Annotated in this window: 37 protein-coding genes; 1 reads left to right on the plus strand and 36 read right to left on the minus strand. The window is 55.3% G+C overall.

The window, feature by feature from the left end:
- Positions 1-151: 151 nt before the first annotated feature.
- Together IEQ42_RS16750 and IEQ42_RS16755 are read right to left on the minus strand one after the other, a co-directional pair.
- Complete coding sequence (locus IEQ42_RS16750) at positions 152-676, minus strand: single-stranded DNA-binding protein (RefSeq protein ID WP_042561333.1); 525 nt, start codon at positions 674-676, stop codon at positions 152-154.
- A gap of 9 nt (positions 677-685) precedes the next feature.
- On the minus strand, positions 686-2,083 hold the full coding sequence (locus tag IEQ42_RS16755) for an MFS transporter (RefSeq protein ID WP_042561334.1): 1,398 nt from the start codon (positions 2,081-2,083) through the stop codon (positions 686-688).
- A gap of 191 nt (positions 2,084-2,274) precedes the next feature.
- Between IEQ42_RS16755 and uvrA the strand changes: the two genes are divergently transcribed.
- On the plus strand, positions 2,275-5,109 hold the full coding sequence (gene uvrA / locus IEQ42_RS16760) for an excinuclease ABC subunit UvrA (protein WP_042561335.1): 2,835 nt from the start codon (positions 2,275-2,277) through the stop codon (positions 5,107-5,109).
- A 60-nt stretch (positions 5,110-5,169) separates the two neighbouring features.
- On the opposite strand, the gene bfr is transcribed toward uvrA, so the two are convergent.
- The 34 genes from bfr to rpsL all read right to left on the minus strand — a co-directional run bounded on the left by bfr (position 5,170) and on the right by rpsL (position 25,650).
- Positions 5,170-5,637, minus strand: coding sequence for a bacterioferritin (gene bfr, locus IEQ42_RS16765; protein ID WP_047303712.1), 468 nt, complete (start codon positions 5,635-5,637; stop codon positions 5,170-5,172).
- Between the two features lie 149 nt (positions 5,638-5,786).
- Positions 5,787-7,241: a catalase gene (locus IEQ42_RS16770; protein ID WP_210704226.1), complete on the minus strand. Its 1,455-nt coding sequence runs from the start codon at positions 7,239-7,241 to the stop codon at positions 5,787-5,789.
- A 240-nt stretch (positions 7,242-7,481) separates the two neighbouring features.
- Positions 7,482-7,868: a 50S ribosomal protein L17 gene (gene rplQ, locus IEQ42_RS16775; protein WP_042561338.1), complete on the minus strand. Its 387-nt coding sequence runs from the start codon at positions 7,866-7,868 to the stop codon at positions 7,482-7,484.
- Positions 7,869-7,910: 42 nt separating this feature from the next.
- Positions 7,911-8,912, minus strand: coding sequence for a DNA-directed RNA polymerase subunit alpha (locus IEQ42_RS16780; RefSeq protein ID WP_003186012.1), 1,002 nt, complete (start codon positions 8,910-8,912; stop codon positions 7,911-7,913).
- A gap of 22 nt (positions 8,913-8,934) precedes the next feature.
- A complete protein-coding gene (rpsD, locus tag IEQ42_RS16785; RefSeq protein ID WP_003176404.1) occupies positions 8,935-9,555 on the minus strand; it encodes a 30S ribosomal protein S4 in 621 nt (206 codons plus the stop codon).
- An 18-nt stretch (positions 9,556-9,573) separates the two neighbouring features.
- A complete protein-coding gene (gene rpsK / locus IEQ42_RS16790; protein ID WP_002555466.1) occupies positions 9,574-9,963 on the minus strand; it encodes a 30S ribosomal protein S11 in 390 nt (129 codons plus the stop codon).
- 30 nt (positions 9,964-9,993) lie between these two features.
- Entirely contained in the window at positions 9,994-10,350 is a 357-nt protein-coding gene (gene rpsM, locus IEQ42_RS16795) for a 30S ribosomal protein S13 (RefSeq protein WP_210704227.1), read from the minus strand.
- Between the two features lie 129 nt (positions 10,351-10,479).
- Positions 10,480-10,596 carry a 50S ribosomal protein L36 gene (gene rpmJ, locus IEQ42_RS16800; protein WP_002555468.1) on the minus strand — a complete coding sequence of 39 codons (117 nt, stop codon included), beginning with the start codon at positions 10,594-10,596 and terminating at the stop codon, positions 10,480-10,482.
- Between the two features lie 27 nt (positions 10,597-10,623).
- A complete protein-coding gene (gene secY, locus IEQ42_RS16805; protein ID WP_042561339.1) occupies positions 10,624-11,952 on the minus strand; it encodes a preprotein translocase subunit SecY in 1,329 nt (442 codons plus the stop codon).
- The gene (rplO, locus tag IEQ42_RS16810) at positions 11,953-12,390 is read right to left on the minus strand and encodes a 50S ribosomal protein L15 (protein WP_042561340.1); all 438 of its coding nucleotides are present in this window, start codon (positions 12,388-12,390) and stop codon (positions 11,953-11,955) included.
- A gap of 3 nt (positions 12,391-12,393) precedes the next feature.
- Positions 12,394-12,570: a 50S ribosomal protein L30 gene (gene rpmD, locus IEQ42_RS16815; protein WP_003176408.1), complete on the minus strand. Its 177-nt coding sequence runs from the start codon at positions 12,568-12,570 to the stop codon at positions 12,394-12,396.
- 2 nt (positions 12,571-12,572) lie between these two features.
- On the minus strand, positions 12,573-13,073 hold the full coding sequence (rpsE, locus tag IEQ42_RS16820; RefSeq protein WP_003176409.1) for a 30S ribosomal protein S5: 501 nt from the start codon (positions 13,071-13,073) through the stop codon (positions 12,573-12,575).
- A 3-nt stretch (positions 13,074-13,076) separates the two neighbouring features.
- Positions 13,077-13,427 carry a 50S ribosomal protein L18 gene (gene rplR, locus IEQ42_RS16825; RefSeq protein ID WP_003186037.1) on the minus strand — a complete coding sequence of 117 codons (351 nt, stop codon included), beginning with the start codon at positions 13,425-13,427 and terminating at the stop codon, positions 13,077-13,079.
- Between the two features lie 10 nt (positions 13,428-13,437).
- Complete coding sequence (gene rplF / locus IEQ42_RS16830; RefSeq protein WP_003176412.1) at positions 13,438-13,971, minus strand: 50S ribosomal protein L6; 534 nt, start codon at positions 13,969-13,971, stop codon at positions 13,438-13,440.
- Between the two features lie 12 nt (positions 13,972-13,983).
- Positions 13,984-14,376 carry a 30S ribosomal protein S8 gene (gene rpsH, locus IEQ42_RS16835; RefSeq protein ID WP_007966178.1) on the minus strand — a complete coding sequence of 131 codons (393 nt, stop codon included), beginning with the start codon at positions 14,374-14,376 and terminating at the stop codon, positions 13,984-13,986.
- Between the two features lie 209 nt (positions 14,377-14,585).
- The gene (rpsN, locus tag IEQ42_RS16840) at positions 14,586-14,891 is read right to left on the minus strand and encodes a 30S ribosomal protein S14 (RefSeq protein ID WP_003228726.1); all 306 of its coding nucleotides are present in this window, start codon (positions 14,889-14,891) and stop codon (positions 14,586-14,588) included.
- Between the two features lie 13 nt (positions 14,892-14,904).
- Complete coding sequence (gene rplE / locus IEQ42_RS16845) at positions 14,905-15,444, minus strand: 50S ribosomal protein L5 (RefSeq protein ID WP_003210069.1); 540 nt, start codon at positions 15,442-15,444, stop codon at positions 14,905-14,907.
- Positions 15,445-15,464: 20 nt separating this feature from the next.
- A complete protein-coding gene (rplX, locus tag IEQ42_RS16850) occupies positions 15,465-15,779 on the minus strand; it encodes a 50S ribosomal protein L24 (RefSeq protein WP_042561341.1) in 315 nt (104 codons plus the stop codon).
- Positions 15,780-15,790: 11 nt separating this feature from the next.
- Positions 15,791-16,159 (minus strand): 50S ribosomal protein L14, encoded by a 369-nt coding sequence (rplN, locus tag IEQ42_RS16855; RefSeq protein ID WP_002555479.1) that lies wholly within the window; start codon positions 16,157-16,159, stop codon positions 15,791-15,793.
- A gap of 23 nt (positions 16,160-16,182) precedes the next feature.
- On the minus strand, positions 16,183-16,449 hold the full coding sequence (gene rpsQ, locus IEQ42_RS16860) for a 30S ribosomal protein S17 (RefSeq protein WP_003194644.1): 267 nt from the start codon (positions 16,447-16,449) through the stop codon (positions 16,183-16,185).
- Between the two features lie 2 nt (positions 16,450-16,451).
- A complete protein-coding gene (gene rpmC, locus IEQ42_RS16865; protein ID WP_002555481.1) occupies positions 16,452-16,643 on the minus strand; it encodes a 50S ribosomal protein L29 in 192 nt (63 codons plus the stop codon).
- The gene (rplP, locus tag IEQ42_RS16870; RefSeq protein WP_003232424.1) at positions 16,643-17,056 is read right to left on the minus strand and encodes a 50S ribosomal protein L16; all 414 of its coding nucleotides are present in this window, start codon (positions 17,054-17,056) and stop codon (positions 16,643-16,645) included. Before rplP ends, rpmC begins: the two co-directional genes overlap by 1 nt.
- Positions 17,057-17,068: 12 nt before the next feature.
- Positions 17,069-17,755, minus strand: a complete 687-nt coding sequence (gene rpsC, locus IEQ42_RS16875; RefSeq protein ID WP_003176422.1) for a 30S ribosomal protein S3 — start codon at positions 17,753-17,755, stop codon at positions 17,069-17,071.
- A 13-nt stretch (positions 17,756-17,768) separates the two neighbouring features.
- Entirely contained in the window at positions 17,769-18,101 is a 333-nt protein-coding gene (rplV, locus tag IEQ42_RS16880) for a 50S ribosomal protein L22 (RefSeq protein ID WP_003103908.1), read from the minus strand.
- A gap of 11 nt (positions 18,102-18,112) precedes the next feature.
- A complete protein-coding gene (gene rpsS / locus IEQ42_RS16885; protein ID WP_003228731.1) occupies positions 18,113-18,388 on the minus strand; it encodes a 30S ribosomal protein S19 in 276 nt (91 codons plus the stop codon).
- Positions 18,389-18,404: 16 nt separating this feature from the next.
- A complete protein-coding gene (gene rplB / locus IEQ42_RS16890; protein WP_042561342.1) occupies positions 18,405-19,229 on the minus strand; it encodes a 50S ribosomal protein L2 in 825 nt (274 codons plus the stop codon).
- Positions 19,230-19,243: 14 nt separating this feature from the next.
- The gene (rplW, locus tag IEQ42_RS16895) at positions 19,244-19,543 is read right to left on the minus strand and encodes a 50S ribosomal protein L23 (protein WP_002555488.1); all 300 of its coding nucleotides are present in this window, start codon (positions 19,541-19,543) and stop codon (positions 19,244-19,246) included.
- Entirely contained in the window at positions 19,540-20,142 is a 603-nt protein-coding gene (gene rplD, locus IEQ42_RS16900; protein WP_003228735.1) for a 50S ribosomal protein L4, read from the minus strand. Before rplD ends, rplW begins: the two co-directional genes overlap by 4 nt.
- Before the next feature lie 12 nt (positions 20,143-20,154).
- Positions 20,155-20,790 carry a 50S ribosomal protein L3 gene (gene rplC, locus IEQ42_RS16905; protein WP_007253310.1) on the minus strand — a complete coding sequence of 212 codons (636 nt, stop codon included), beginning with the start codon at positions 20,788-20,790 and terminating at the stop codon, positions 20,155-20,157.
- An 80-nt stretch (positions 20,791-20,870) separates the two neighbouring features.
- On the minus strand, positions 20,871-21,182 hold the full coding sequence (gene rpsJ / locus IEQ42_RS16910; RefSeq protein ID WP_003186070.1) for a 30S ribosomal protein S10: 312 nt from the start codon (positions 21,180-21,182) through the stop codon (positions 20,871-20,873).
- A 154-nt stretch (positions 21,183-21,336) separates the two neighbouring features.
- On the minus strand, positions 21,337-22,530 hold the full coding sequence (gene tuf / locus IEQ42_RS16915; RefSeq protein WP_210704228.1) for an elongation factor Tu: 1,194 nt from the start codon (positions 22,528-22,530) through the stop codon (positions 21,337-21,339).
- Positions 22,531-22,561: 31 nt separating this feature from the next.
- Complete coding sequence (fusA, locus tag IEQ42_RS16920; RefSeq protein WP_210704229.1) at positions 22,562-24,667, minus strand: elongation factor G; 2,106 nt, start codon at positions 24,665-24,667, stop codon at positions 22,562-22,564.
- Between the two features lie 30 nt (positions 24,668-24,697).
- The gene (rpsG, locus tag IEQ42_RS16925) at positions 24,698-25,171 is read right to left on the minus strand and encodes a 30S ribosomal protein S7 (protein ID WP_007916467.1); all 474 of its coding nucleotides are present in this window, start codon (positions 25,169-25,171) and stop codon (positions 24,698-24,700) included.
- A gap of 107 nt (positions 25,172-25,278) precedes the next feature.
- Positions 25,279-25,650 (minus strand): 30S ribosomal protein S12, encoded by a 372-nt coding sequence (gene rpsL / locus IEQ42_RS16930; RefSeq protein WP_003186084.1) that lies wholly within the window; start codon positions 25,648-25,650, stop codon positions 25,279-25,281.
- Positions 25,651-25,752: the final 102 nt, after the last annotated feature.

The following is a 25,752-nucleotide window of genomic DNA, read 5'->3' on the forward strand; positions in this document are numbered from 1 at the left end:
TTCAAGACTCAGTACAAAACTTTACTGGTGCAATCGCCGGGACTGTTCAGTCATCTCTAGGAGCGCCCGCCACTTTCAGCCCTGCCAAAACCACAAAACCCCCGCAATGCGGGGGTTCTGAGGTTAAATCCGGAGCGATTCAGGATACGAATCAGAACGGAATATCGTCATCAAAGCTGTCGAAATCCGGAGCTGGTTGCGGCGCGGCTTGCTGTGGAGCCGGGGCCGAACGCTGTTGCGGAGCCGACTGCTGCGGGCGTGGAGCCTGCTGACGTGGCGCTGGAGCGGACTGCTGATAGTTGTTGCCGCCGCCTTGTTGCTCGCCCTGTTGTGGACGGCCGCCGAGCAGTTGCATGGTGCCTTGCATGTCGACCACGATTTCGGTGGTGTAACGCTTGATACCGTCTTTTTCCCACTCACGGGTCTGCAGCTTGCCTTCGATGTAAACCTGCGAGCCTTTACGCAGGTATTCGCCAGCGATTTCTGCAACCTTGCCAAACATCGAAACACGGTGCCATTCGGTCTTCTCGACCTTCTGACCGGTTTGCTTGTCGGTCCACTGTTCGCTGGTTGCCAGACTCAGGTTGGTCACGGCGTTACCGTTAGGCAGGTAGCGAACTTCGGGATCCTGGCCGCAAGTGCCGACCAATATGACTTTGTTAACCCCACGGGCCATAACGTTCTCCTAGGCTTCGCAAGCAGCCCCGGCCGGGTTGTTCACCAGGCGTTCGAGGGTGTCGCGATCCACTAATTCTTTGTCCAGTTTGATGTAAACAGCCGCTTCATCAGCAACTATCACTGCATCGGTTACCCCTACGAGGGCCTTTAGGCGCTCGACCAGACCCGCTTCGCGGATCGCCTCGGGCGACAACGGCAAGCGCAGGCTCGTCACGTAGGGAGGTTCGCGCATGGTAACAGCAAAGGCCAGCCATATGGCAGCCAGCCCGGCACATCCAAGGAACACAACCGACAGACCGCCATGCTGAAACAACCAGCCGCCGAGTATCCCGCCGAGAGCCGAACCGAGGAACTGGCTGGTGGAATACACGCCCATGGCCGTGCCCTTCCCACCCGCCGGTGAAACCTTGCTGATCAGCGACGGCAATGAAGCCTCCAGCAGATTGAACGCGGTGAAAAACACCACCGTGCCAATCACCAGAGCCCGCAAGCTGTCACCGAACTGCCAGAAGAATAGCTCAGTCAGCATCAGCGTCATGACGGCGCCGAGCAAAACTCGTTTCATTTTGCGTTTCTTCTCGCCATAGATGATGAACGGGATCATGGCGAAGAACGAAATCAGCAGTGCCGTCAGGTAGACCCACCAGTGCTGCTCCTTGGGCAAACCGGCTTTTTCCACCAGTGCCAGGGGCAGCGCGACGAAGCTCGACATCAACATGGCATGTAACACAAAGATGCCCAGATCCAGGCGCAACAGATCCGGATGCTTGAGCGTCGGCAGCAACGCCTGCCGCGCCACTCCCGACTCACGATGCTGCAATGGCCCGGTGGACTTGGGCACCATGAACATGACGATCACGATTCCGACCAGCGCCATCGCGCCAGTGGCGAGAAACAATCCGGACAAGCCGAAGGCACTGGTCAGCAGCGGCCCGACCACCATGGCCACGGCGAATGACAGGCCAATGGTCATGCCGATCATCGCCATCGCTTTGGTGCGGTGTTGTTCACGGGTCAGGTCAGACAGTAACGCCATGACCGCAGCGGAAATCGCCCCGGCGCCCTGCAGGATCCGCCCGGCGATCACGCCCCAGATCGAGTCGGCCTGAGAGGCCAGCACACTGCCGAGGGCGAAGACGATCAGCCCCAGATAAATCACTGGCCGGCGGCCGATGCGGTCGGAAATAAACCCGAACGGAATCTGGAAAATCGCCTGTGTCAGGCCGTAAGCGCCGATAGCCAACCCAATCAGGGCCGGGGTCGCTCCTGCCAGATCCATGCCGTAGGTCGCCAGTACCGGCAACACCATGAACATGCCAAGCATACGGAAGGCGAACACCAGGGCCAGACCGCTCGCTGCGCGGGTCTCGCTGCCACTCATGCGTTCGCTGTGGGGATCGTGCATGGAAAAACCTCGTGTGAACCGGCGGCGATTCTACCAGTCCCATCGAAAGACGGGGTATATCGCGACGCTTTGCCACGCATAGATGAAACTCTCTTCATACAAGGCAAAAAACGCTTGGTTTGATAGTGTGCATCCATCCAGTATTTGCCCGTATACTCCTACGTTTTCGACGCCCGCCGAGCGAGGCCACTTTGGACAAGATCCTGATACGTGGGGCCCGTACCCACAACCTGAAGAACATCGACCTGACCCTGCCACGGGACAAACTGATCGTCATCACCGGCCTGTCCGGATCCGGCAAGTCTTCCCTGGCCTTCGACACCCTGTACGCCGAAGGTCAGCGCCGCTATGTCGAATCCCTGTCGGCCTACGCCCGGCAGTTCCTGTCGATGATGGAAAAACCTGACGTCGACACCATTGAAGGCCTGTCGCCGGCAATCTCCATCGAACAGAAGTCGACCTCCCACAACCCGCGCTCCACGGTCGGCACCATCACCGAAATCTACGACTACCTGCGCCTGCTCTATGCACGCGTCGGTACGCCGCGCTGCCCGGATCACGATATTCCCCTGGAAGCGCAGACCGTCAGCCAAATGGTCGACCTGGTACTGGCGCAACCGGAAGGCAGCAAACTGATGCTGCTGGCACCGGTGATTCGCGAACGCAAAGGCGAGCACCTGTCGGTTTTTGAAGAACTGCGTGCGCAAGGTTTCGTCCGCGCCCGGGTCAATGGCCGGATCTGCGAGCTCGACGAGCTGCCGAAACTGGATAAACAGAAGAAGCACTCGATCGATGTAATCGTCGACCGCTTCAAGGTTCGCGCCGATCTGCAGCAACGTCTGGCAGAGTCTTTCGAGACCGCACTGAAACTCGCGGACGGCATTGCCCTCGTGGCGCCGATGGACGACGAACCGGGCGAAGAGATGATCTTCTCCGCACGCTTTGCCTGCCCGATCTGCGGCCATGCGATCAGCGAACTCGAGCCCAAACTGTTCTCTTTCAACAACCCGGCCGGCGCCTGCCCGACCTGCGATGGCCTGGGCGTTAAGCAATTCTTCGACATCAAGCGACTGGTCAATGGCGAACTGACGCTGGCCGAAGGCGCGATCCGCGGCTGGGACAGGCGTAACGTCTATTACTTCCAGATGCTTGGCTCGCTGGCCTCGCACTATGGTTTCAGTCTGGAGAAGCCGTTCAACGAACTGCCGGCCGATCAGCAGAAGTCCATCCTGCACGGCAGCGGCTCGCAGAACGTCGACTTCAAATACCTCAATGACCGTGGCGATATCGTCAAACGTTCGCACCCGTTCGAAGGCATCGTGCCGAACCTGGAGCGGCGTTACCGCGAGACCGAATCGGCGAGCGTGCGTGAAGAGCTGGCCAAGTTTCTCAGTACCCAGTCCTGCCCGGATTGCCGAGGCACCCGCCTGCGTCGCGAGGCGCGGCACGTATGGGTCGGCGAGAAAACTTTGCCGGCGGTGACCAACCTGCCAATCGGCGATGCCTGCGAGTATTTCGGCACGCTGAAGCTGACCGGTCGTCGTGGCGAAATTGCCGACAAGATCCTCAAGGAAATCCGCGAGCGTCTGCAGTTCCTGGTTAACGTCGGGCTGGACTACCTGTCGCTGGACCGCAGCGCGGACACCCTTTCCGGCGGTGAAGCCCAGCGGATTCGTCTGGCCAGCCAGATCGGTGCTGGCCTGGTAGGCGTGTTGTACATCCTCGACGAACCGTCGATCGGCCTGCACCAGCGCGATAACGACCGGCTGCTCGGTACACTCAAACATCTGCGCGATATCGGCAACACGGTGATCGTGGTCGAACACGACGAAGACGCCATCCGTTTGGCCGATTACGTGGTCGATATCGGTCCGGGCGCTGGCGTTCATGGCGGCCATATCGTCGCCGAAGGTACGCCCGCCGAAGTCATGGCGCACCCGGACTCGCTGACCGGCAAGTACCTCTCGGGCCGGGTGAAGATCGCAGTGCCAGCCAAGCGCACGCCACGCAACAAGAAGCTGACCCTGTCACTCAAGGGGGCGCGCGGCAACAACTTGCGCAATGTCGATCTGGAAATCCCGATCGGCCTGCTGACGTGCGTGACCGGTGTGTCCGGTTCGGGCAAATCGACGCTGATCAACAACACGCTGTTCCCACTGAGCGCTACGGCACTCAACGGTGCGACCACGCTGGAAGCTGCAGCACACGACAGCATCAAAGGTCTGGAACATCTCGACAAAGTCGTCGATATCGACCAGAGCCCGATCGGCCGTACGCCGCGCTCCAACCCGGCGACTTACACCGGGCTGTTCACGCCAATCCGCGAACTGTTCGCCGGCGTGCCGGAGTCACGCTCGCGTGGTTACGGGCCTGGTCGTTTCTCGTTCAACGTCAAGGGCGGTCGCTGCGAAGCGTGCCAAGGCGATGGTCTGATCAAAGTGGAAATGCACTTCCTGCCGGACATCTATGTGCCGTGCGACGTGTGCAAGAGCAAGCGCTACAACCGCGAAACCCTTGAGATCAAGTACAAGGGCAAGAACATCCACGAAACCCTCGAGATGACCATCGAGGAAGCACGGGTGTTCTTCGATGCGGTACCGGCACTGGCGCGCAAGCTGCAAACGCTGATGGATGTGGGGCTGTCGTACATCAAGCTCGGACAATCTGCGACCACGCTGTCCGGTGGTGAAGCGCAGCGGGTCAAGCTGTCACGCGAGCTATCCAAACGCGACACCGGCAAGACCCTGTACATCCTCGATGAGCCGACCACAGGCCTGCACTTCGCGGATATCCAGCAATTGCTCGACGTGCTGCATCGCCTGCGCGATCACGGCAACACCGTGGTGGTGATCGAACACAACCTGGACGTGATCAAGACGGCTGACTGGCTGGTTGATCTCGGGCCTGAAGGCGGTTCCAAGGGTGGACAGATCATCGCCACCGGCACACCGGAGGAAGTGGCCGAGATGAAGCAATCTCACACAGGTTACTACCTCAAGCCGTTGCTGATCCGTGATCGTGCCTAAACAGCGGGCATGAAAAAGCCCCTGTCACCTCAACAGTGACAGGGGCTTTTTTATATCGCGTCAGGACGTGTGCGATTGCAGATAGTTCTCGAGACCGATCAGCTTGATCAGGCCCAACTGCTTTTCCAGCCAGTAGGTGTGATCTTCTTCGGTGTCGTTGAGCTGAATCCGCAGGATTTCGCGACTGACGTAGTCTTTGTGTTGCTCGCAGAGCTCGATGCCTTTACACAGCGCAGCGCGGACTTTGTACTCAAGGCGCAGATCCGCTTCGAGCATCTCCGGCACCGTGGTGCCGACATCCAGATCATCCGGACGCATACGCGGGGTGCCTTCAAGCATCAGAATCCGGCGCATCAACGCATCGGCGTGACCAGCCTCTTCTTCCATCTCGTGGTTGATTCGCTCGTAGAGCTTGGTGAACCCCCAGTCCTCATACATCCGCGAATGAACGAAATATTGGTCACGCGCGGCCAGTTCGCCGGTCAGCAACGTGTTGAGGTAATCGATTACGTCTGGGTGGCCTTGCATCGCCCTACATCTCCCTGCTTGAAAGGCTGTAGTTTGAACCAACCGGACCGGGAGGTCACCCTTTCTACGCAATAAAAGCGAAGATATTCTGAGAAATGAGGCCTAAATAACGCAAAAACCGCCCAAATGAGGGCGGTTCTGCTTCTCGTTTAGACTTCGTTAAGCTGTACGTTGAGCAGTTTTGCGATTGCGTCTCCATACGCCGGATCGGCTTTGTAAAAGTGCTGCAACTGGCGGTCTACGACATCAGACGAAACCCCGCCCATTGCCCCGGCAATGTTGCTGACCAACAGAGCTTTTTGCTCGTCACTCATCAAGCGGAACAGTGCACCGGCGTGGCTGTAGTAGTCGGTGTCTTCGCGGTGATCGTAACGATCAGCAGCACCGCTCAAGCTCAGGGCAGGTTCAGCATAATGCGACGCTTGCTTTGGCGACTCGATGTAGCTGTTCGGCTCGTAGTTGGGCGCCGCACCACCGTTGCTGCCAAAAGCCATCGAGCCATCACGCTGATAGGTATTGACCGGGCTGCGCGGAGCATTCACCGGCAATTGCTGGTGGTTGGTGCCGACACGGTAGCGATGGGCATCAGCGTAAGCGAACACACGACCTTGCAGCATACGGTCAGGCGAGAGACCGACGCCTGGAACCATATTGCTTGGGCCGAATGCAGCTTGCTCGACTTCGGCAAAGTAGTTCAGTGGATTGCGGTTCAATTCCAGCTCGCCCACTTCGATCAGCGGGAACTCTTTCTGCGACCAGGTCTTGGTGACATCGAACGGGTTCTCGAAATGCGCCGCAGCTTGAGCCTCGGTCATGATCTGGATGCACACGCGCCATTTCGGGAAGTCACCGCGCTCGATCGCCTCGAAAAGGTCACGCTGGGCGTAATCCGGATCGGTGCCCGCCAGACGCGCAGCATCTGCCGGCGTGAGGTTTTTGATCCCTTGCTTGGTCTTGTAGTGCCACTTCACCCAGTGACGCTCGCCCTGCGCACTGATCAGGCTGTACGTGTGGCTGCCGAAGCCATGCATGTGACGGTAGCCGTCGGGAATACCGCGATCAGAGAACAGAATCGTGACCTGGTGCAGTGCTTCGGGTGAATGCGACCAGAAGTCCCACATCATTTGCGCACTTTTCAGGTTGCTTTGTGGCATACGCTTTTGAGTGTGGATGAAGTCTGGAAACTTCAGGGGATCGCGAATAAAAAACACTGGCGTATTGTTGCCAACGATGTCCCAGTTGCCTTCTTCGGTATAAAACTTCAAAGCGAAACCACGAGGATCGCGCTCGGTATCAGCCGATCCACGCTCGCCACCGACAGTGGAGAATCGCAGAAAGGTCGGAGTTTGCTTGCCCACAGACTCGAACAACTTGGCGCTGGTGTACTGGGTGATATCGCCAGTAACAGTGAACGTACCGTAAGCACCCGAACCCTTGGCATGTACGCGGCGCTCAGGAATATTTTCACGGTTGAAGTGGGCGAGCTTCTCGAGCAAGTGAAAATCGTCGAGCAGAAGCGGGCCGCGCGGGCCGGCAGAGCGAGAATTCTGGTTATCAGCGACGGGAGCGCCACTGGCGGTCGTAAGCGTTTTCATCTGGCTCATACGGTCTTCTTCCTCTTTCAGTCTTCAAACTGCCGGCTAATCGGCTTGGTGGGAAGTATTGATGATCAACATGGCACCTACAAATTCATTACCTTGCAAACATCGATAGAAAATTACTAATGATCATTTCCCGCACATGATGACAAAAGAGAAGCGCCGCAAGCTTGTACGAATCAATCATTTTCTTACAGACACAAAAAACCGGGCACTAGGCCCGGTTCTTCGTTTCAGACTGACGTCTTACTCAGCGGATACAGCTTCACCGCCGGTAGCACGATCAACCAACTCGACGTACGCCATAGGCGCGTTGTCGCCAGTGCGGAAGCCGCACTTGAGGATGCGCAGGTAGCCACCCTCACGGGTAGCATAACGCTTGCCCAGGTCGTTGAAGAGCTTACCAACGATAGCTTTCGAACGAGTACGGTCGAAAACCAAACGGCGGTTAGCCAGGCTGTCTGTCTTGGCCAAAGTGATCAGCGGCTCAGCAACGCGACGCAGTTCTTTAGCTTTCGGCAGTGTAGTTTTGATCAGCTCGTGCTCGAACAGCGACACCGCCATGTTTTGGAACATGGCCTTGCGGTGCGAGCTGGTGCGGCTCAGGTGACGACCACTTTTACGATGACGCATGGTTCATTCCTTACCAAACACTACGTTCGGTGATTACGACGATCAGGCAGTCGCCTTGTCGTCCTTCTTAAGACTTGCAGGCGGCCAGTTGTCGAGGCGCATGCCGAGGGACAGACCGCGGGAGGCCAGAACGTCCTTGATTTCAGTCAAGGATTTCTTACCCAGGTTCGGAGTCTTCAACAGCTCTACTTCGGTACGCTGAATCAGGTCACCGATGTAGTAGATGTTTTCCGCCTTAAGGCAGTTAGCCGAACGTACAGTCAGTTCCAGATCGTCAACCGGGCGAAGCAGGATCGGATCGATCTCGTCTTCCTGTTCGACAACCACTGGCTCACTGTCACCTTTGAGGTCGACGAACGCAGCCAACTGCTGTTGCAGAATGGTTGCAGCGCGGCGAATTGCCTCTTCAGGATCCAGAGTACCGTTGGTTTCCAGATCAATAACCAGCTTGTCCAGGTTAGTACGCTGCTCGACACGGGCGTTTTCCACCACGTATGCGATACGGCGAACCGGGCTGAACGAAGAGTCAAGCTGCAAGCGACCGATGCTGCGGCTTTCGTCTTCATCGCTCTGACGCGAGTCGGCTGGTTCATAACCACGACCACGAGCTACAGTGAGCTTCATGTTCAGGGCGCCGTTAGACGCCAGGTTAGCGATTACGTGATCGGGATTAACGATCTCGACATCATGATCCAGCTGAATATCGGCAGCGGTAACCACCCCCGAACCCTTCTTCGACAAGGTCAGCGTAACTTCGTCACGACCGTGCAGCTTGATGGCCAGACCTTTAAGGTTCAACAGGATTTCAATTACGTCTTCCTGTACACCTTCGATGGCGCTGTACTCGTGGAGCACACCGTCAATCTCGGCCTCGACTACTGCGCAGCCGGGCATTGAGGACAACAGGATGCGTCGCAGCGCGTTGCCCAGGGTGTGGCCAAAACCACGCTCGAGAGGCTCGAGAGTGATCTTGGCGCGGGTTGGACTGACAACCTGCACATCAATATGGCGGGGTGTCAGGAACTCATTTACCGAAATCTGCATGGATGCACCTATTTTCTAGCCCTTACTTGGAGTAGAGCTCGACAATCAGGCTTTCGTTGATGTCGGCGGACAGATCACTGCGAGCAGGAACGTTCTTGAAAACGCCCGACTTCTTCTCAGTGTCTACTTCTACCCATTCTACGCGGCCACGTTGGGCACACAGATCGAGAGCTTGGACAATGCGAAGCTGGTTTTTTGCTTTCTCGCGAACTGCAACCACGTCACCAGCACGAACCTGATACGACGGAACGTTTACGGTCTGACCGTTAACGCTGATCGACTTGTGCGATACCAGCTGGCGGGATTCGGCACGAGTCGAACCAAAGCCCATACGGTATACAACGTTGTCCAGACGGCATTCGAGCAGTTGCAGCAGGTTTTCACCGGTTGCACCTTTCTTGCCAGCAGCTTCTTTGTAGTAGCCGCTGAACTGACGCTCGAGAACGCCGTAGATACGACGGACCTTCTGCTTTTCACGCAGTTGGGTGCCGTAATCGGACTGGCGACCGCGGCGTTGGCCGTGGATACCAGGTGCTGCTTCAATGTTGCACTTCGATTCGATCGCGCGCACGCCGCTCTTCAGGAAGAGATCGGTGCCTTCGCGACGAGCGAGTTTGCATTTTGGACCAATGTAACGAGCCATTCTTTACAATCTCCTGGATTACACGCGGCGCTTCTTCGGCGGACGGCACCCGTTGTGCGGGATTGGCGTCACGTCGGTGATGCTGGCGATCTTATAGCCACAGCCGTTCAATGCACGGACAGCAGACTCACGACCTGGACCTGGACCTTTGACGTTAACGTCGAGGTTTTTCAGGCCATATTCCAGCGCAGCTTGACCAGCACGTTCAGCAGCTACTTGAGCAGCAAACGGGGTGGACTTGCGGGAACCGCGGAAACCCGAACCACCGGAGGTAGCCCAAGAAAGCGCGTTACCTTGACGGTCGGTGATGGTCACGATTGTGTTGTTAAAAGAAGCATGGATGTGGGCGATGCCATCAACCACTGTCTTTTTAACTTTTTTACGAGGACGAGCAGCAGGTTTTGCCATGATTAATTTCCTGTCGATTCGCGTGGGCGATTACTTGCGGATCGGCTTACGCGGACCTTTACGGGTACGCGCGTTAGTCTTGGTACGCTGACCGCGCACTGGAAGACCACGACGATGACGCAGACCGCGGTAGCAACCGAGATCCATCAAACGCTTGATTTTCATGTTGACTTCGCGACGCAGGTCACCTTCAGTGGTGAACTTCGCCACTTCGCCACGCAACTGTTCAATCTGCTCGTCGCTCAGATCTTTGATCTTAGCGGCTGGGTTTACCCCAGTCTCTGCGCAAATTTTCTGCGCAGTAGTGCGACCAACACCAAAGATGTAGGTCAGCGAGATAACAGTGTGCTTGTTATCTGGAATGTTAACGCCTGCAATACGGGCCATTCAGTGGGACTCCAATTGACAGCTACCTACGCCCCGGAAGCCAAGAAATAGGGCGCGAGATAATATCGCTGTAATAACAAATAATCAACCCGGCAGCGCACTAGCTGCCGGGCTTCAAGCGGATCACACTCAGCCTTGGCGCTGTTTGTGACGCGGTTCCGCGCTGCAAATTACTCGAACAACACCTTCGCGGCGAATAATTTTGCAGTTACGGCACAGCTTTTTCACCGATGCACGAACTTTCATCACCAACTCCTCGAACCTTATGGGTACTCAGCGCAACATGCCGCTGCCGTAACCCTTCAGGTTGGCTTTCTTCATCAGGGATTCGTACTGGTGCGAAACGAGGTGCGATTGTACTTGGGACATGAAGTCCATCACAACCACGACCACGATCAGCAACGAGGTCCCGCCAAGGTAGAACGGAACGTTTGCCGCAACCACCAGGAACTGGGGCAACAGACATACGGCCGTCATATATAGAGCACCGAACAGGGTCAAACGGGTCAGAACGCCATCAATGTAGCGCGCCGACTGCTCGCCCGGACGGATACCCGGAATAAAGGCACCGGACTTCTTCAGGTTTTCCGCTACGTCTTTCGGATTGAACATCAACGCCGTATAGAAGAAGCAGAAGAAAATAATCCCTGCACTAAACAGCAGAATATTCAACGGCTGACCAGGAGCGATCGACTGCGAGATGTCCTGCAACCAGCCCAAACCTTCAGACTGACCGAACCAGGTACCCAACGAAGCCGGGAACAGCAAAATGCTGCTCGCGAAAATAGCCGGAATAACACCGGCCATGTTCACCTTCAGCGGCAAGTGGCTAGTCTGCGCAGCGAAGACCTTACGGCCCTGCTGACGCTTGGCGTAGTGAACAGCAATACGACGCTGACCACGCTCAATGAACACCACAAAACCGATAATCGCTACTGCCAGCAAACCGATCGCAACAAGGGCAAAAATGTTGATGTCACCCTGACGCGCAGACTCGAAAGACTGCCCGATCGCTCTCGGAAGACCGGCGACGATACCTGCGAAAATCAACATCGAGATACCGTTGCCAACACCACGCTCAGTAATCTGCTCACCCAGCCACATCATGAACATCGCACCAGCCACAAAAGTGGATACCGCGACGAAATGGAAGCCAAAGTCACCAGTGAACGATACGCCCTGCCCCGCCAGACCAATGGACATGCCAATAGCCTGAACGAGAGCGAGAACGACAGTGCCGTAGCGGGTGTACTGAGCAATCTTGCGACGCCCAGCTTCACCTTCCTTCTTCAACTGTTCCAACTGCGGGCTGACGGCTGTCATCAGTTGCATGATGATCGATGCCGAAATGTACGGCATGATCCCCAGTGCAAAGATGCTCATCCTTTCCAGCGCGCCGCCGGAGAACATGTTGAACAAGCTAAGAATGGTCCCCTCATTCTGTCGAAACAGTTCTGCGAGTCGGTCCGGGTTAATACCTGGAACCGGGATGTGTGCGCCTATTCGGTAGACGATAATCGCCAGGAACAGAAAACGCAGACGAGCCCAGAGTTCAGACATACCGCCTTTGCCGAGCGCAGAGAGAGCACCTTGCTTAGCCATTTATTCCTCGAACTTGCCGCCAGCTGCTTCGATAGCCGAACGCGCACCTTTGGTGGCGCCGATTCCCTTGCCGATAGTGACAGCGCGAGTCACTTCACCGGACAGCATGATTTTCACACGCTGTACGTTGACGTTAATCACGTTGGCATCTTTCAGGGACTGCACAGTGACGATGTCGCCTTCCACTTTAGCCAGCTCGGACAGACGCACTTCTGCGCGATCCATAGCCTTCAGGGAAACGAAACCGAACTTCGGCAGGCGACGATGCAGCGGCTGTTGACCGCCTTCAAAGCCTGGAGCAATGGTGCCACCGGAGCGGGAGGTCTGACCTTTGTGGCCGCGGCCACCAGTCTTACCCAAACCGCTACCGATACCACGGCCCGGACGATGCTTTTCACGACGGGAACCCGGCGCTGGACTCAGATCATTGAGTTTCATCGATTAACCCTCGACACGCAGCATGTAGTAAGCCTTGTTGATCATCCCGCGATTCTCGGGAGTATCCTGGACTTCTACAGTGTGACCGATGCGACGCAGACCCAGACCCTTAACGCACAATTTGTGGTTAGGGATGCGGCCGGTCATGCTTTTGATCAGCGTTACTTTAACGGTAGCCATGATCAGAAGATCTCCTTGACGGTCAAGCCACGCTTGGCGGCAATAGACTCAGGAGATTGCATAGCTTTCAGACCCTTGAAAGTGGCGTGAACCACGTTTACAGGGTTAGTCGAGCCGTAGCACTTGGCCAGAACGTTCTGAACGCCAGCAACTTCGAGGACAGCACGCATAGCGCCACCAGCGATGATACCGGTACCTTCAGAAGCAGGCTGCATGTACACCTTCGAAGCGCCGTGAGCGGACTTCATTGCGTACTGCAGAGTGGTGCCGTTCAGGTCAACTTGAATCATGTTGCGGCGAGCAGCTTCCATTGCCTTCTGGATCGCAGCAGGCACTTCACGTGACTTGCCACGGCCGAAGCCAACACGCCCTTTACCATCACCAACCACGGTCAACGCGGTGAAAGTGAAGATACGGCCGCCTTTAACGGTTTTGGCTACGCGGTTAACTTGAACCAGCTTCTCAATGTAGCCTTCGTCGCGCTTTTGGTCGTTATTTGACATAACTTAGAACTCCAGCCCAGCTTCACGAGCAGCATCAGCCAGCGCTTTAACGCGGCCGTGATACTTGAAGCCAGAGCGGTCGAAAGCCACTTGCGAGACGCCAGCGGCCTTAGCACGCGTAGCGACCAGCTGGCCAACCTTTGTGGCCGCGTCGATGTTGCCAGTGGCACCATCACGCAGTTCTTTATCCAAAGTCGAGGCGCTTGCCAGGACTTTGTTGCCGTCGGCCGAGATGACCTGGGCGTAGATGTGCTGCGACGAGCGGAACACGCAGAGACGCACGACTTCGAGTTCGTGCATTTTCAGGCGTGCTTTGCGAGCGCGACGCAGTCGAGTAACTTTTTTGTCGGTCATTTGCTATGCCCTACTTCTTCTTGGCTTCTTTACGACGGACGACTTCGTCCGCGTAGCGCACACCTTTGCCTTTGTACGGCTCTGGTGGACGGAAGTCGCGGATCTCAGCGGCCACTTGACCTACCAGCTGCTTATCGATGCCCTTGATCAGGATATCGGTCTGGCTAGGAGTCTCAGCGGTGATGCCTTCCGGCAGTTCGTAATCCACTGGGTGCGAGAAGCCAAGGGCAAGGTTCAAAACCGTGCCTTTTGCTTGCGCTTTGTAACCAACACCGACCAGCTGGAGCTTACGCTCGAAGCCTTGGCTTACGCCTTGGACCATGTTGTTTACCAACGCACGCGTGGTACCGGCCATTGCGCGAGTTTGTTGATCGCCATTGCGAGCAGCGAAACGCAGCTCACCAGCTTCTTCAACAATCTCAACGGACGAATGGATGTTCAGTTCAAGAGTGCCCTTGGCACCCTTCACCGAAAGCTGTTGGCCTGCGAATTTTACTTCGACACCGGCTGGCAGCTTAACGGGGTTCTTAGCGACGCGAGACATGCTTATCCCCCCTTAGAACACAGTGCAAAGAACTTCGCCGCCGACACCGGCAGCGCGCGCAGCACGATCCGTCATCACACCTTTGTTGGTGGAGACGATAGACACGCCAAGACCGCCACGAACTTTCGGCAGATCTTCAACGGACTTGTACTGACGCAGGCCTGGACGACTAACGCGCTTCACTTCTTCGATAACCGGACGGCCTTCGAAGTACTTCAGCGAGATGGACAACGACGGCTTAGCGTCGGTGGTGATCTGAAAATCCGCGATGTAACCTTCGTCCTTCAGGACTTTTGCTACAGCCACCTTCAGCGTGGAAGACGGCATGCTTACGACAGACTTTTCAGCCATCTGGGCATTACGGATTCGAGTTAGCATGTCCGCTAACGGGTCCTGCATACTCATGGGCTAGACGCTCCTAATACAGAAAAATTAGCCTTGCGGCTACTACTTGTCGCCGAGAACTTCCGGGCATGAAAAACACGGGCTCAGGCGAGCCGGTCATTCTAGACACACCCCAGAAATGAATCAAGCCCCAAAAGGGGCTTGATTCAAATTCAAGACCACCGATAGTCAGATTCTTGCAAACCCGACCATCGAGGCTTTGACAGCGATTACCAGCTGGCTTTAACCAGACCTGGAACGTCACCACGCATTGCAGCTTCACGCAGCTTGTTACGGCCAAGGCCGAACTTGCGGTAAACGCCGTGCGGACGACCAGTCAGGCGGCAACGGTTACGCATGCGCGAAGCGCTTGCGTCACGTGGTTGCTTCTGCAGAGCTACGGTAGCTTCCCAACGCGCTTCTGGACTTGCGTTCAGATCAACGATGATAGCTTTCAGCGCTGCACGCTTGGTGGCGTACTTGGCAACAGTGAGCTGACGCTTCAGCTCACGGTTTTTCATGCTCTTCTTGGCCATTTTCCTACTCCAATCAGTTGCGGAACGGGAATTTGAAAGCACGCAGCAGAGCGCGGCCTTCATCATCGTTCTTGGCAGTGGTGGTCAGGGTAATGTCCAGACCGCGGAGAGCATCGATCTTGTCGTAGTCGATTTCCGGGAAAATGATCTGCTCTTTTACGCCCATGCTGTAGTTACCACGACCATCGAAGGACTTGGCATTCAGGCCGCGGAAGTCGCGAACCCGAGGCAGGGAGATCGACAGCAGACGATCCAGGAACTCATACATACGCTCACGGCGCAGAGTCACCTTGACACCGATCGGCCATCCTTCGCGGACTTTAAAGCCAGCGATGGATTTACGAGCGTAGGTCACAACGACTTTTTGGCCGGTGATCTTTTCCAGGTCAGCAACAGCGTGCTCGATGACTTTTTTGTCGCCGATCGCTTCGCCCAGACCCATGTTCAGGGTGATTTTGGTAACGCGCGGAACTTCCATCACGTTCGAAAGCTTAAGTTCTTCCTTAAGCTTCGGAGCGATTTCCTTCCGGTAAATCTCTTTTAGTCGTGCCATGGTCTTCTACCTAGCAGTGTTCAAGCATCAACCGCTTTTTGGGTCGACTTGAAGACACGAATTTTCTTACCTTCTTCTACTTTGAAACCAACGCGGTCAGCCTTGTTGGTTTCGCCATTGAAGATGGCTACGTTAGAAGCGTGCAGTGGCGCTTCTTTCTCGACGATACCGCCTTGTACGCCCGACATCGGGTTAGGCTTGGTATGACGCTTGACCAGGTTCAGACCACCAACAACCAGACGGTTGTCAGCAAGAACCTTCAGCACCTTACCGCGCTTACCTTTGTCTTTGCCGGCGATCACGATGATCTCGTCGTCACGACGAATCTTTTGCATGTCGGATCTCCTTACAGCACTTCTGGGGCGAGCGAGACGATCTTCATGAACTTCTCAGTACGAAGTTCACGGGTCACTGGCCCAAAGATACGGGTGCCGATCGGCTCTTGCTTGTTGTTCAGAAGAACAGCAGCGTTGCCATCAAAGCGGATAATGGAGCCATCAGCACGACGTACGCCGTGACGAGTGCGGACTACAACAGCAGTCATCACCTGGCCTTTTTTCACCTTACCGCGAGGAATTGCTTCCTTCACGGTAACTTTGATGATGTCACCGATACCAGCGTAACGACGATGGGAGCCACCCAGCACCTTGATGCACATAACACGGCGAGCGCCGCTGTTATCGGCCACATCGAGCATGGATTGAGTCTGAATCATATAATTTCTCCGACCCCTAGTCCTTAGACTTCCACAGCGCGTTCGAGAACATCAACCAGTGCCCAAGACTTGGTCTTGGCCATCGGACGAGTTTCACGAATAGTGACTTTGTCGCCGATATGGCACTGATTGGTTTCGTCGTGCGCGTGCAGCTTAGTCGAACGCTTAACATATTTACCGTAGATCGGGTGCTTAACGCGACGCTCGATCAGAACGGTGATGGTTTTGTCCATCTTGTCGCTGACAACACGGCCAGTCAGCGTACGGACAGTTTTTTCGGCTTCAGCCATGATCACTTACCTGCCTGCTGGTTAAGCACAGTCTTCACGCGAGCGATGTCACGCTTAACTTGCGAGAGCAGATGAGACTGCCCCAACTGGCCAGTTGCTTTCTGCATACGCAGATTGAACTGGTCGCGCAGCAAGCCGAGCAATTGCTCGTTCAGCTGCTGTGCGGATTTTTCACGAAGTTCATTCGCTTTCATCACATCACCGTCCGTTTAACAAAGGCGGTGGCGAGCGGCAGCTTTGCAGCAGCCAGGGCAAAAGCCTCACGCGCCAGCTCTTCAGTTACACCCTCGATTTCATACAGGACTTTGCCTGGCTGAATCTGGGCTACCCAGTATTCCACGTTACCCTTACCTTTACCCATCCGAACTTCGAGGGGCTTTTTGGAAATCGGCTTGTCCGGGAATACACGGATCCAGATCTTGCCGCCACGTTTAACGTGACGGGTCAGAGCACGACGCGCTGACTCGATCTGACGAGCGGTGAGACGACCACGAGCTACAGACTTCAGCGCGAACTCGCCGAAGCTGACTTTGCTACCGCGCTGAGCCAGGCCACGGTTGTGACCTGTCATCTGCTTGCGGAACTTCGTACGCTTAGGTTGCAACATTTGGCGTACCCCTTACTTAGCAGCTTTTTTACGAGGCGCTGGTGCTTGTGGTTTCAGTTCTTCTTGGCGACCACCAATTACTTCGCCTTTGAAGATCCAAACCTTTACACCGATCACACCGTAAGTGGTGTGAGCTTCGTAGTTGGCATAGTCGATGTCGGCACGCAGGGTGTGCAATGGCACACGCCCTTCGCGATACCATTCAGTACGTGCGATTTCAGCACCGCCGAGACGACCGCTCACTTGGATTTTGATGCCTTTGGCACCAATGCGCATGGCGTTCTGAACAGCGCGCTTCATAGCGCGACGGAACATTACGCGACGCTCCAGCTGCTGAGCTACGCTCTGCGCAACCAGCATACCGTCGAGCTCCGGCTTGCGGATCTCTTCGATATTGATGTGCACAGGCACACCCATTTGCTTGGTCAGGTCCTGACGCAGTTTCTCAACATCTTCACCTTTCTTCCCGATAACGATACCTGGACGAGCAGTGTGGATGGTGATACGTGCAGTTTGCGCCGGACGATGGATATCGATACGGCTTACGGACGCGCTTTTTAGTTTGTCTTGGAGATACTCACGCACCTTCAGATCAGCGAACAAATAGTCCGCATAAGTCCGACCGTCTGCGTACCAGACGGAGGTGTGCTCCTTGACGATTCCCAGGCGAATGCCAATGGGATGTACTTTCTGACCCATCTCTTCGACTCCGTTACTTGTCAGCAACCTTGACAGTGATATGGCAAGACCGCTTGACGATGCGATCAGCACGGCCTTTGGCACGTGGCATGATGCGCTTCAGCGAACGCCCTTCGTTGACGAAAACGGTGCTGACCTTCAGGTCATCAACGTCTGCGCCTTCGTTATGCTCGGCGTTGGCTACGGCCGACTCCAGCACTTTCTTCATGATCTCGGCGGCTTTCTTACTGCTGAAAGCCAACAAGTTGAGCGCTTCGCCCACCTTCTTCCCGCGAATCTGGTCGGCGACCAAGCGGGCTTTCTGGGCGGAGATTCGAGCGCCCGACAACTTAGCGGCTACTTCCATTTCCTAACCCCTTAACGCTTGGCTTTCTTGTCTGCCACGTGCCCACGATAAGTGCGGGTACCGGCAAACTCGCCCAGTTTGTGGCCGACCATGTCTTCGTTAACGAGAACTGGGACGTGTTGACGACCGTTGTGTACTGCGATGGTCAGACCGACCATTTGTGGCAGGATCATGGAACGACGCGACCAAGTCTTAATTGGTTTGCGATCGTTCTTTTCCGCCGCCACTTCGATCTTCTTCAGTAGGTGAAGATCAATAAAAGGACCTTTTTTCAGAGAACGTGGCACTGTCGTATCCCTCTATTTACTTGCGACGACGGACGATCATTTTGTCGGTACGCTTATTACCACGAGTCTTCGCGCCCTTAGTCGGGAAGCCCCATGGCGATACCGGATGACGACCACCAGAGGTACGACCTTCACCACCACCATGTGGGTGGTCAACCGGGTTCATGGCAACACCACGAACGGTTGGGCGAACGCCACGCCAGCGTTTGGCACCAGCTTTACCCAGCGAACGCAGGCTGTGCTCGGAGTTCGAGACTTCGCCCAGGGTCGCACGGCATTCAGCCAGGACTTTACGCATTTCACCGGAGCGAAGACGCAGGGTAACGTACACACCTTCACGAGCGATCAGCTGCGCCGAGGCACCAGCGGAACGAGCGATCTGTGCGCCTTTACCTGGCTTCAATTCGATGCCGTGTACGGTGCTACCAACTGGAATGCTGCGCAGTTGCAACTGGTTGCCTGGCTTGATCGGAGCCAAAGCACCCGAAATCAGCTGGTCGCCAGCACTCACGCCTTTAGGGGCGATGATGTAACGGCGTTCGCCGTCTGCGTACAACATAAGAGCAATGTGAGCAGTACGGTTTGGATCGTATTCAATACGCTCAACAGTGGCTGGAATGCCATCTTTGTCGTTGCGACGGAAGTCGACCATACGATAATGCTGCTTATGACCACCACCGATGTGACGGGTAGTAATACGGCCATTGTTGTTACGACCACCAGTCTTCGATTTTTTCTCGAGCAGCGGTGCGTGAGGAGCGCCTTTATGCAGCTCCTGGTTGACCACCTTGACCACAAAACGGCGGCCAGGGGAAGTCGGTTTGCATTTAACGATTGCCATGATGCACCCCTTCCTTACTCAGCACTGCTGCTGAAATCGAGATCTTGGCCTGGCTGAAGGGAGATAACTGCCTTCTTCCAGTCATTGCGCTTGCCCAGACCGCGAGCTGTGCGCTTGCTCTTACCCAGAACGTTCAGGGTAGTAACACGCTCAACTTTCACGCTGAACAGGCTTTCGACGGCCTTCTTGATTTCCAGCTTGGTTGCGTCAGTTGCAACCTTGAAAACGAACTGGCCCTTCTTGTCAGCCAGAACCGTAGCCTTTTCGGAAACGTGCGGGCCAAGCAGAACTTTAAATACGCGTTCCTGGTTCATCCCAGCAGCTCCTCGAATTTCTTCACGGCCGACACGGTGATCAACACCTTGTCGTATGCGATCAGACTAACTGGATCGGAACCTTGAACGTCACGTACATCTACGTGCGGCAGGTTACGAGCAGCCAGGTACAGGTTCTGATCAACAGCGTCCGACACGATGAGAACATCGGTCAGGCTCATGTTGTTCAGCTTGCCCAGCAGATCTTTGGTTTTCGGAGTTTCAACAGCGAAATCCTGAACCACGACCAGACGATCAGTACGCACCAGCTCAGCAAGGATGGAACGCATTGCTGCGCGATACATCTTCTTGTTCAGCTTCTGGGAGTGATCCTGCGGACGAGCTGCGAAAGTGGTACCGCCGCCACGCCAGATTGGGCTACGGATAGTACCGGCACGAGCGCGGCCAGTACCTTTCTGACGCCATGGGCGCTTACCGCCACCACGAACGTCGGAACGGGTCTTTTGCTGCTTGCTACCTTGACGGCCGCCGGCCATGTAGGCCACGACTGCTTGGTGAACCAGCGTCTCGTTGAATTCGCCGCCAAATGTCAGTTCGGAAACTTCGATCGCTTGAGCGTCATTTACATTTAATTGCATGTCAGCTTCCCCTTAACCGCGAGCCTTGGCTGCTGGACGTACAACCAGGTTGCCGCCAGTAGCGCCAGGAACAGCACCCTTGACCAACAACAGATTGCGTTCAGCGTCCACGCGCACTACTTCCAGGGACTGCACGGTCACGCGCTCAGCGCCCATATGACCGGACATTTTTTTGCCCTTGAATACACGACCAGGAGTCTGGCACTGGCCGATAGAGCCTGGGACGCGGTGGGATACGGAGTTACCGTGGGTGTTATCTTGCCCGCGGAAATTCCAACGCTTGATCGTACCCTGGAAGCCCTTACCCTTGGACTGACCGGTTACATCAACCAGCTGACCAGCGGCGAAGATTTCAGCGTTGATCAGATCGCCAGCCTGGTAGTCGCCTTCTTCAAGACGGAACTCCATGACAGTGCGACCAGCGGCAACATTCGCCTTAGCGAAGTGGCCAGCTTGAGCAGCTGTAACACGCGAAGCACGACGCTCGCCTACAGTGACTTGCACTGCACGATAGCCATCGGTCTCTTCAGTTTTGAACTGGGTGACGCGATTCGGCTCGATCTCAATGACCGTGACCGGAATGGAGACACCTTCTTCGGTGAAAATACGGGTCATACCGCATTTACGACCGACTACACCAATAGTCATGTTGTAAACCTCATGAGTGTACGGGGCTTTCACCCGCTATGGCCGCCCATTTCAGAGCGTTACACGACTAAGACCGAGTCTTAGCCGAGGCTGATCTGCACTTCCACACCGGCCGCAAGATCAAGCTTCATAAGTGCATCAACGGTTTTATCCGTTGGCTGGACGATATCCAGAACGCGCTTATGAGTACGGATCTCGTACTGGTCACGCGCGTCTTTGTTGACGTGCGGGGAGACCAGAACGGTGAACCGCTCTTTACGGGTAGGCAGTGGAATTGGACCACGCACTTGAGCACCAGTACGTTTCGCGGTTTCCACGATTTCCTGGGTGGATTGGTCGATCAGGCGATGGTCAAAAGCCTTCAACCTGATACGGATTTGCTGATTTTGCATTGGATTTCAGACTCCGGCTGCTATTCCCACCGAGCGCAATACGCCCGTTAAAAGGAGGCGCAATTCTATAGACGCCCCAGATTGGTGTCAACCCAATAAAAAAAGCCCCCGCTAAGCGGAGGCTTTCTTCAATTCATCATTTAACTCAAAAGAGTTAGGCGATGATTTTGGCTACGACGCCAGCGCCGACGGTACGACCGCCTTCACGGATAGCGAAACGCAGACCGTCTTCCATTGCAATGGTCTTGATCAGGGTGACAACCATTTTGATGTTGTCGCCCGGCATTACCATTTCAACGCCTTCCGGCAGCTCGCAGTTACCGGTCACGTCAGTGGTCCGGAAGTAGAACTGTGGACGGTAGCCTTTGAAGAACGGAGTGTGACGACCGCCTTCTTCTTTGCTCAACACGTACACTTCAGCTTCGAAGGTAGTGTGCGGCTTAACCGAACCCGGCTTAACCAGAACCTGGCCACGCTCTACGTCGTCACGCTTGGTGCCGCGCAGCAGCACGCCGCAGTTCTCGCCAGCACGACCTTCGTCGAGCAGCTTACGGAACATTTCAACACCGGTGCAGGTGGTGACAGTAGTGTCACGCAGACCAACGATTTCCAGTGGATCCTGAACGCGAACGATACCGCGCTCGATACGGCCAGTTACAACAGTACCGCGACCCGAGATCGAGAATACGTCTTCGATTGGCATCAGGAACGGCTTGTCGACTACGCGAATCGGATCCGGAATGTAGGTATCCAGAGTCTCAACCAGCTTACGAACGGCAGTGGTGCCCATTTCGTTGTCGTCTTTGCCTTCCAGAGCCATACGAGCCGAACCGATGATGATCGGAGTGTCGTCGCCTGGGAAGTCATAGGTGGACAGCAGGTCGCGAACTTCCATCTCAACCAGTTCCAGCAGCTCAGCGTCGTCTACCAGGTCAGCCTTGTTCAGGAAAACCACGATGTACGGAACGCCAACCTGACGGGACAGCAGGATGTGCTCACGGGTTTGTGGCATCGGACCATCAGCGGCCGAGCAAACCAGGATTGCGCCGTCCATCTGGGCAGCACCGGTGATCATGTTCTTCACATAGTCAGCGTGACCTGGGCAGTCAACGTGAGCGTAGTGACGGATCAGCGAGTTGTATTCAACGTGCGCGGTGTTGATGGTGATACCACGAGCTTTTTCTTCTGGTGCGCTGTCGATCTTGTCGAAGTCAACGATTGCAGAACCGAAAACTTCGGAGCAAACGCGAGTCAGAGCAGCAGTCAGAGTGGTTTTACCGTGGTCAACGTGACCAATGGTGCCAACGTTGACGTGCGGTAGGGAACGATCAAATTTTTCTTTAGCCACGACAATTAACTCCTAGCCTAAAGGGGCTGAATCAGCCTTGTTTTTTGGTAACAGACTCGACGATGTGCGACGGGGCTGTATCGTATTTTTTGAATTCCATAGAGTAGCTTGCGCGACCCTGGGACATGGAACGAACGTCGGTCGCATAACCGAACATTTCACCCAGCGGAACTTCGGCACGAATTACTTTGCCGGAGACCGTGTCTTCCATACCCTGGATCATGCCGCGACGACGGTTAAGGTCGCCCATCACATCACCCATATAGTCTTCAGGCGTAACAACCTCTACAGCCATGATCGGCTCGAGCAACTCACCACCACCCTTCTGGGCCAGTTGCTTGGTCGCCATGGAAGCAGCCACTTTAAACGCCATCTCGTTGGAGTCGACGTCGTGGTAAGAACCATCGAACACGGTAGCCTTCAGGCCGATCAGCGGATAGCCGGCAACAACGCCGTTCTTCATCTGCTCTTCGATACCCTTCTGGATAGCCGGGATGTATTCCTTAGGAACCACACCACCTACTACTTCGTTCACGAATTGCAGACCTTCCTGACCTTCGTCAGCAGGAGCAAAACGAATCCAGCAGTGACCAAACTGGCCACGACCGCCGGACTGGCGAACGAACTTGCCTTCGATTTCGCAGTTCTTCGTGATGCGCTCACGATAGGAAACCTGAGGCTTGCCGATGTTGGCTTCGACGTTGAACTCACGGCGCATCCGGTCAACCAGGATGTCCAGGTGCAGCTCGCCCATGCCGGAGATGATCGTTTGACCAGTCTCTTCATCAGTTTTAACGCGGAAAGAAGGGTCTTCCTGAGCAAGCTTGCCCAGAGCGATACCCATTTTTTCCTGGTCATCCTTGGTCTTAGGCTCTACGGCAACCGAAATAACCGGCTCCGGGAAGTCCATACGAACCAGAATGATTGGCTTGTCAGCGTTGCAGAGGGTTTCACCAGTGGTGACGTCCTTCATGCCGATCAGGGCCGCGATGTCACCAGCGCGCACTTCCTTGATCTCTTCACGGGCGTTTGCGTGCATTTGCACCATACGACCCACGCGCTCTTTCTTGCCCTTAACCGAGTTGATTACGCCGTCGCCGGAGTTCAACACGCCCGAGTAAACGCGGACAAAGGTCAAAGTACCCACGAATGGGTCGGTAGCGATCTTGAACGCCAGAGCCGAGAACGGCTCCAAATCGTCTGCGTGACGCTCCAGCTCGATTTCCTCGTTATCCGGGTCAGTACCCTTGATAGCAGGAATATCGGTTGGCGCAGGCAGGAAGTCGATAACGGCGTCGAGAACCAGGGGAACACCCTTGTTCTTGAAGGAAGAACCGCAAACGGCCAGAACGATTTCGCCGGCGATAGTACGCTGACGCAAAGCAGCTTTGATCTCTTCGATCGTCAGCTCTTCGCCTTCCAGGTACTTGTTCATCAGCTCTTCGCTGGCTTCGGCAGCAGCCTGAACCATGTTGTCGCGCCATTCGGCAGCCAATTCCTGCATATCTTCAGGAACAGGCTTACGAACAGGAACCATACCTTTATCAGCATCATTCCAGTACACAGCTTCCATGTTGATCAGATCAATCTGACCCTGGAAGTTGTCTTCTGAACCGATAGCCAACTGGATTGGCACCGGAGTGTGACCCAGACGCTTTTTGATCTGTTCGATCACGCGCAGGAAGTTCGCACCGGCACGGTCCATCTTGTTCACGTAAACAAGACGCGGGACACCGTATTTGTTGGCCTGACGCCATACGGTTTCCGACTGAGGCTCAACACCCGAAGTACCGCAGAACACAACGACAGCGCCGTCGAGTACGCGCAGGGAACGTTCAACTTCAATGGTGAAGTCTACGTGGCCCGGGGTATCGATTACGTTGAAGCGATGCTCGTCTTTGTACTGCTTAGCAGAACCTTTCCAGAAGGCGGTAATGGCAGCAGAAGTAATGGTAATACCACGCTCCTGCTCCTGAACCATCCAGTCTGTGGTCGCGGCGCCGTCATGCACCTCGCCCATTTTGTGACTTTTGCCGGTGTAAAAAAGGACGCGCTCGGTGGTAGTGGTTTTACCAGCATCCACGTGAGCGACGATACCGATGTTACGGTAGCGACTAATCGGAGTAGTACGAGCCATAAAGCCCTCGCAAAATTAGTGAAGCTAAAATTAGAAGCGGTAGTGCGAGAAAGCTTTGTTGGCTTCTGCCATACGGTGCACGTCTTCACGCTTCTTAACAGCAGCACCTTTACCTTCAGCAGCATCCAGCAGCTCGCCAGCCAAGCGCAGAGCCATAGACTTCTCGCCACGCTTGCGCGCGAAGTCTACCAACCAGCGCATTGCCAGAGCGTTACGACGGGAAGGACGAACCTCGACCGGAACCTGGTAAGTAGCACCACCAACGCGGCGCGACTTCACTTCGACCAGCGGAGCGATGGCGTCGAGTGCTTTTTCGAAGAGTTCCAGGGGATCGGTGCCAGCCTTACGGGTTGCAACGGTTTCCAGGGCACCATAAACGATACGCTCGGCAACGGCTTTCTTGCCGCTTTCCATAACGTGGTTCATGAATTTGGCGAGGATCTGGCTTCCGTATTTCGGATCGTCCAGAATCTCACGCTTTGCTGCTACGCGACGTCTTGGCATGATAAGCCCTCAAGCGGTCTTCAGGTTAGCTCGGGACAGATCCAAAGGATGCGTGCCCGACCTTACTCTTATCGACTCAATAAAATAAAAATCTGCAAAACGACCGATTACTTCGGACGCTTGGTACCGTACTTCGAACGACCCTGGTTACGACCTTTAACGCCGGAAGTATCCAAAGAACCGCGAACGGTGTGGTAACGAACACCTGGCAAGTCTTTTACACGGCCGCCACGAATCAGTACGACGCTGTGTTCTTGCAGGTTGTGGCCTTCACCGCCGATGTACGAGGAAACCTCGAAACCGTTGGTCAGACGCACACGGCATACTTTACGCAGTGCCGAGTTAGGTTTTTTCGGCGTGGTGGTATACACACGGGTGCATACGCCACGACGTTGCGGGCAGTTCTGCAGCGCAGGCACGTCGGATTTCTCGACGATACGCTTACGCGGCTGACGTACCAGCTGGTTGATAGTTGCCATCTACTAGCTCCACTGTTGTCTTGCGACGCTATTGTCTTGCAAGAAAAGCAAAATGGCAGGAACGAATTCCCGCCAAATTTAGGGGTACAAGAGTCTAAAGAG

The sequence above is a fragment of the Pseudomonas iridis genome (assembly GCF_017980685.1).
Classification (GTDB): Bacteria; Pseudomonadota; Gammaproteobacteria; order Pseudomonadales; family Pseudomonadaceae; genus Aquipseudomonas; species Aquipseudomonas iridis.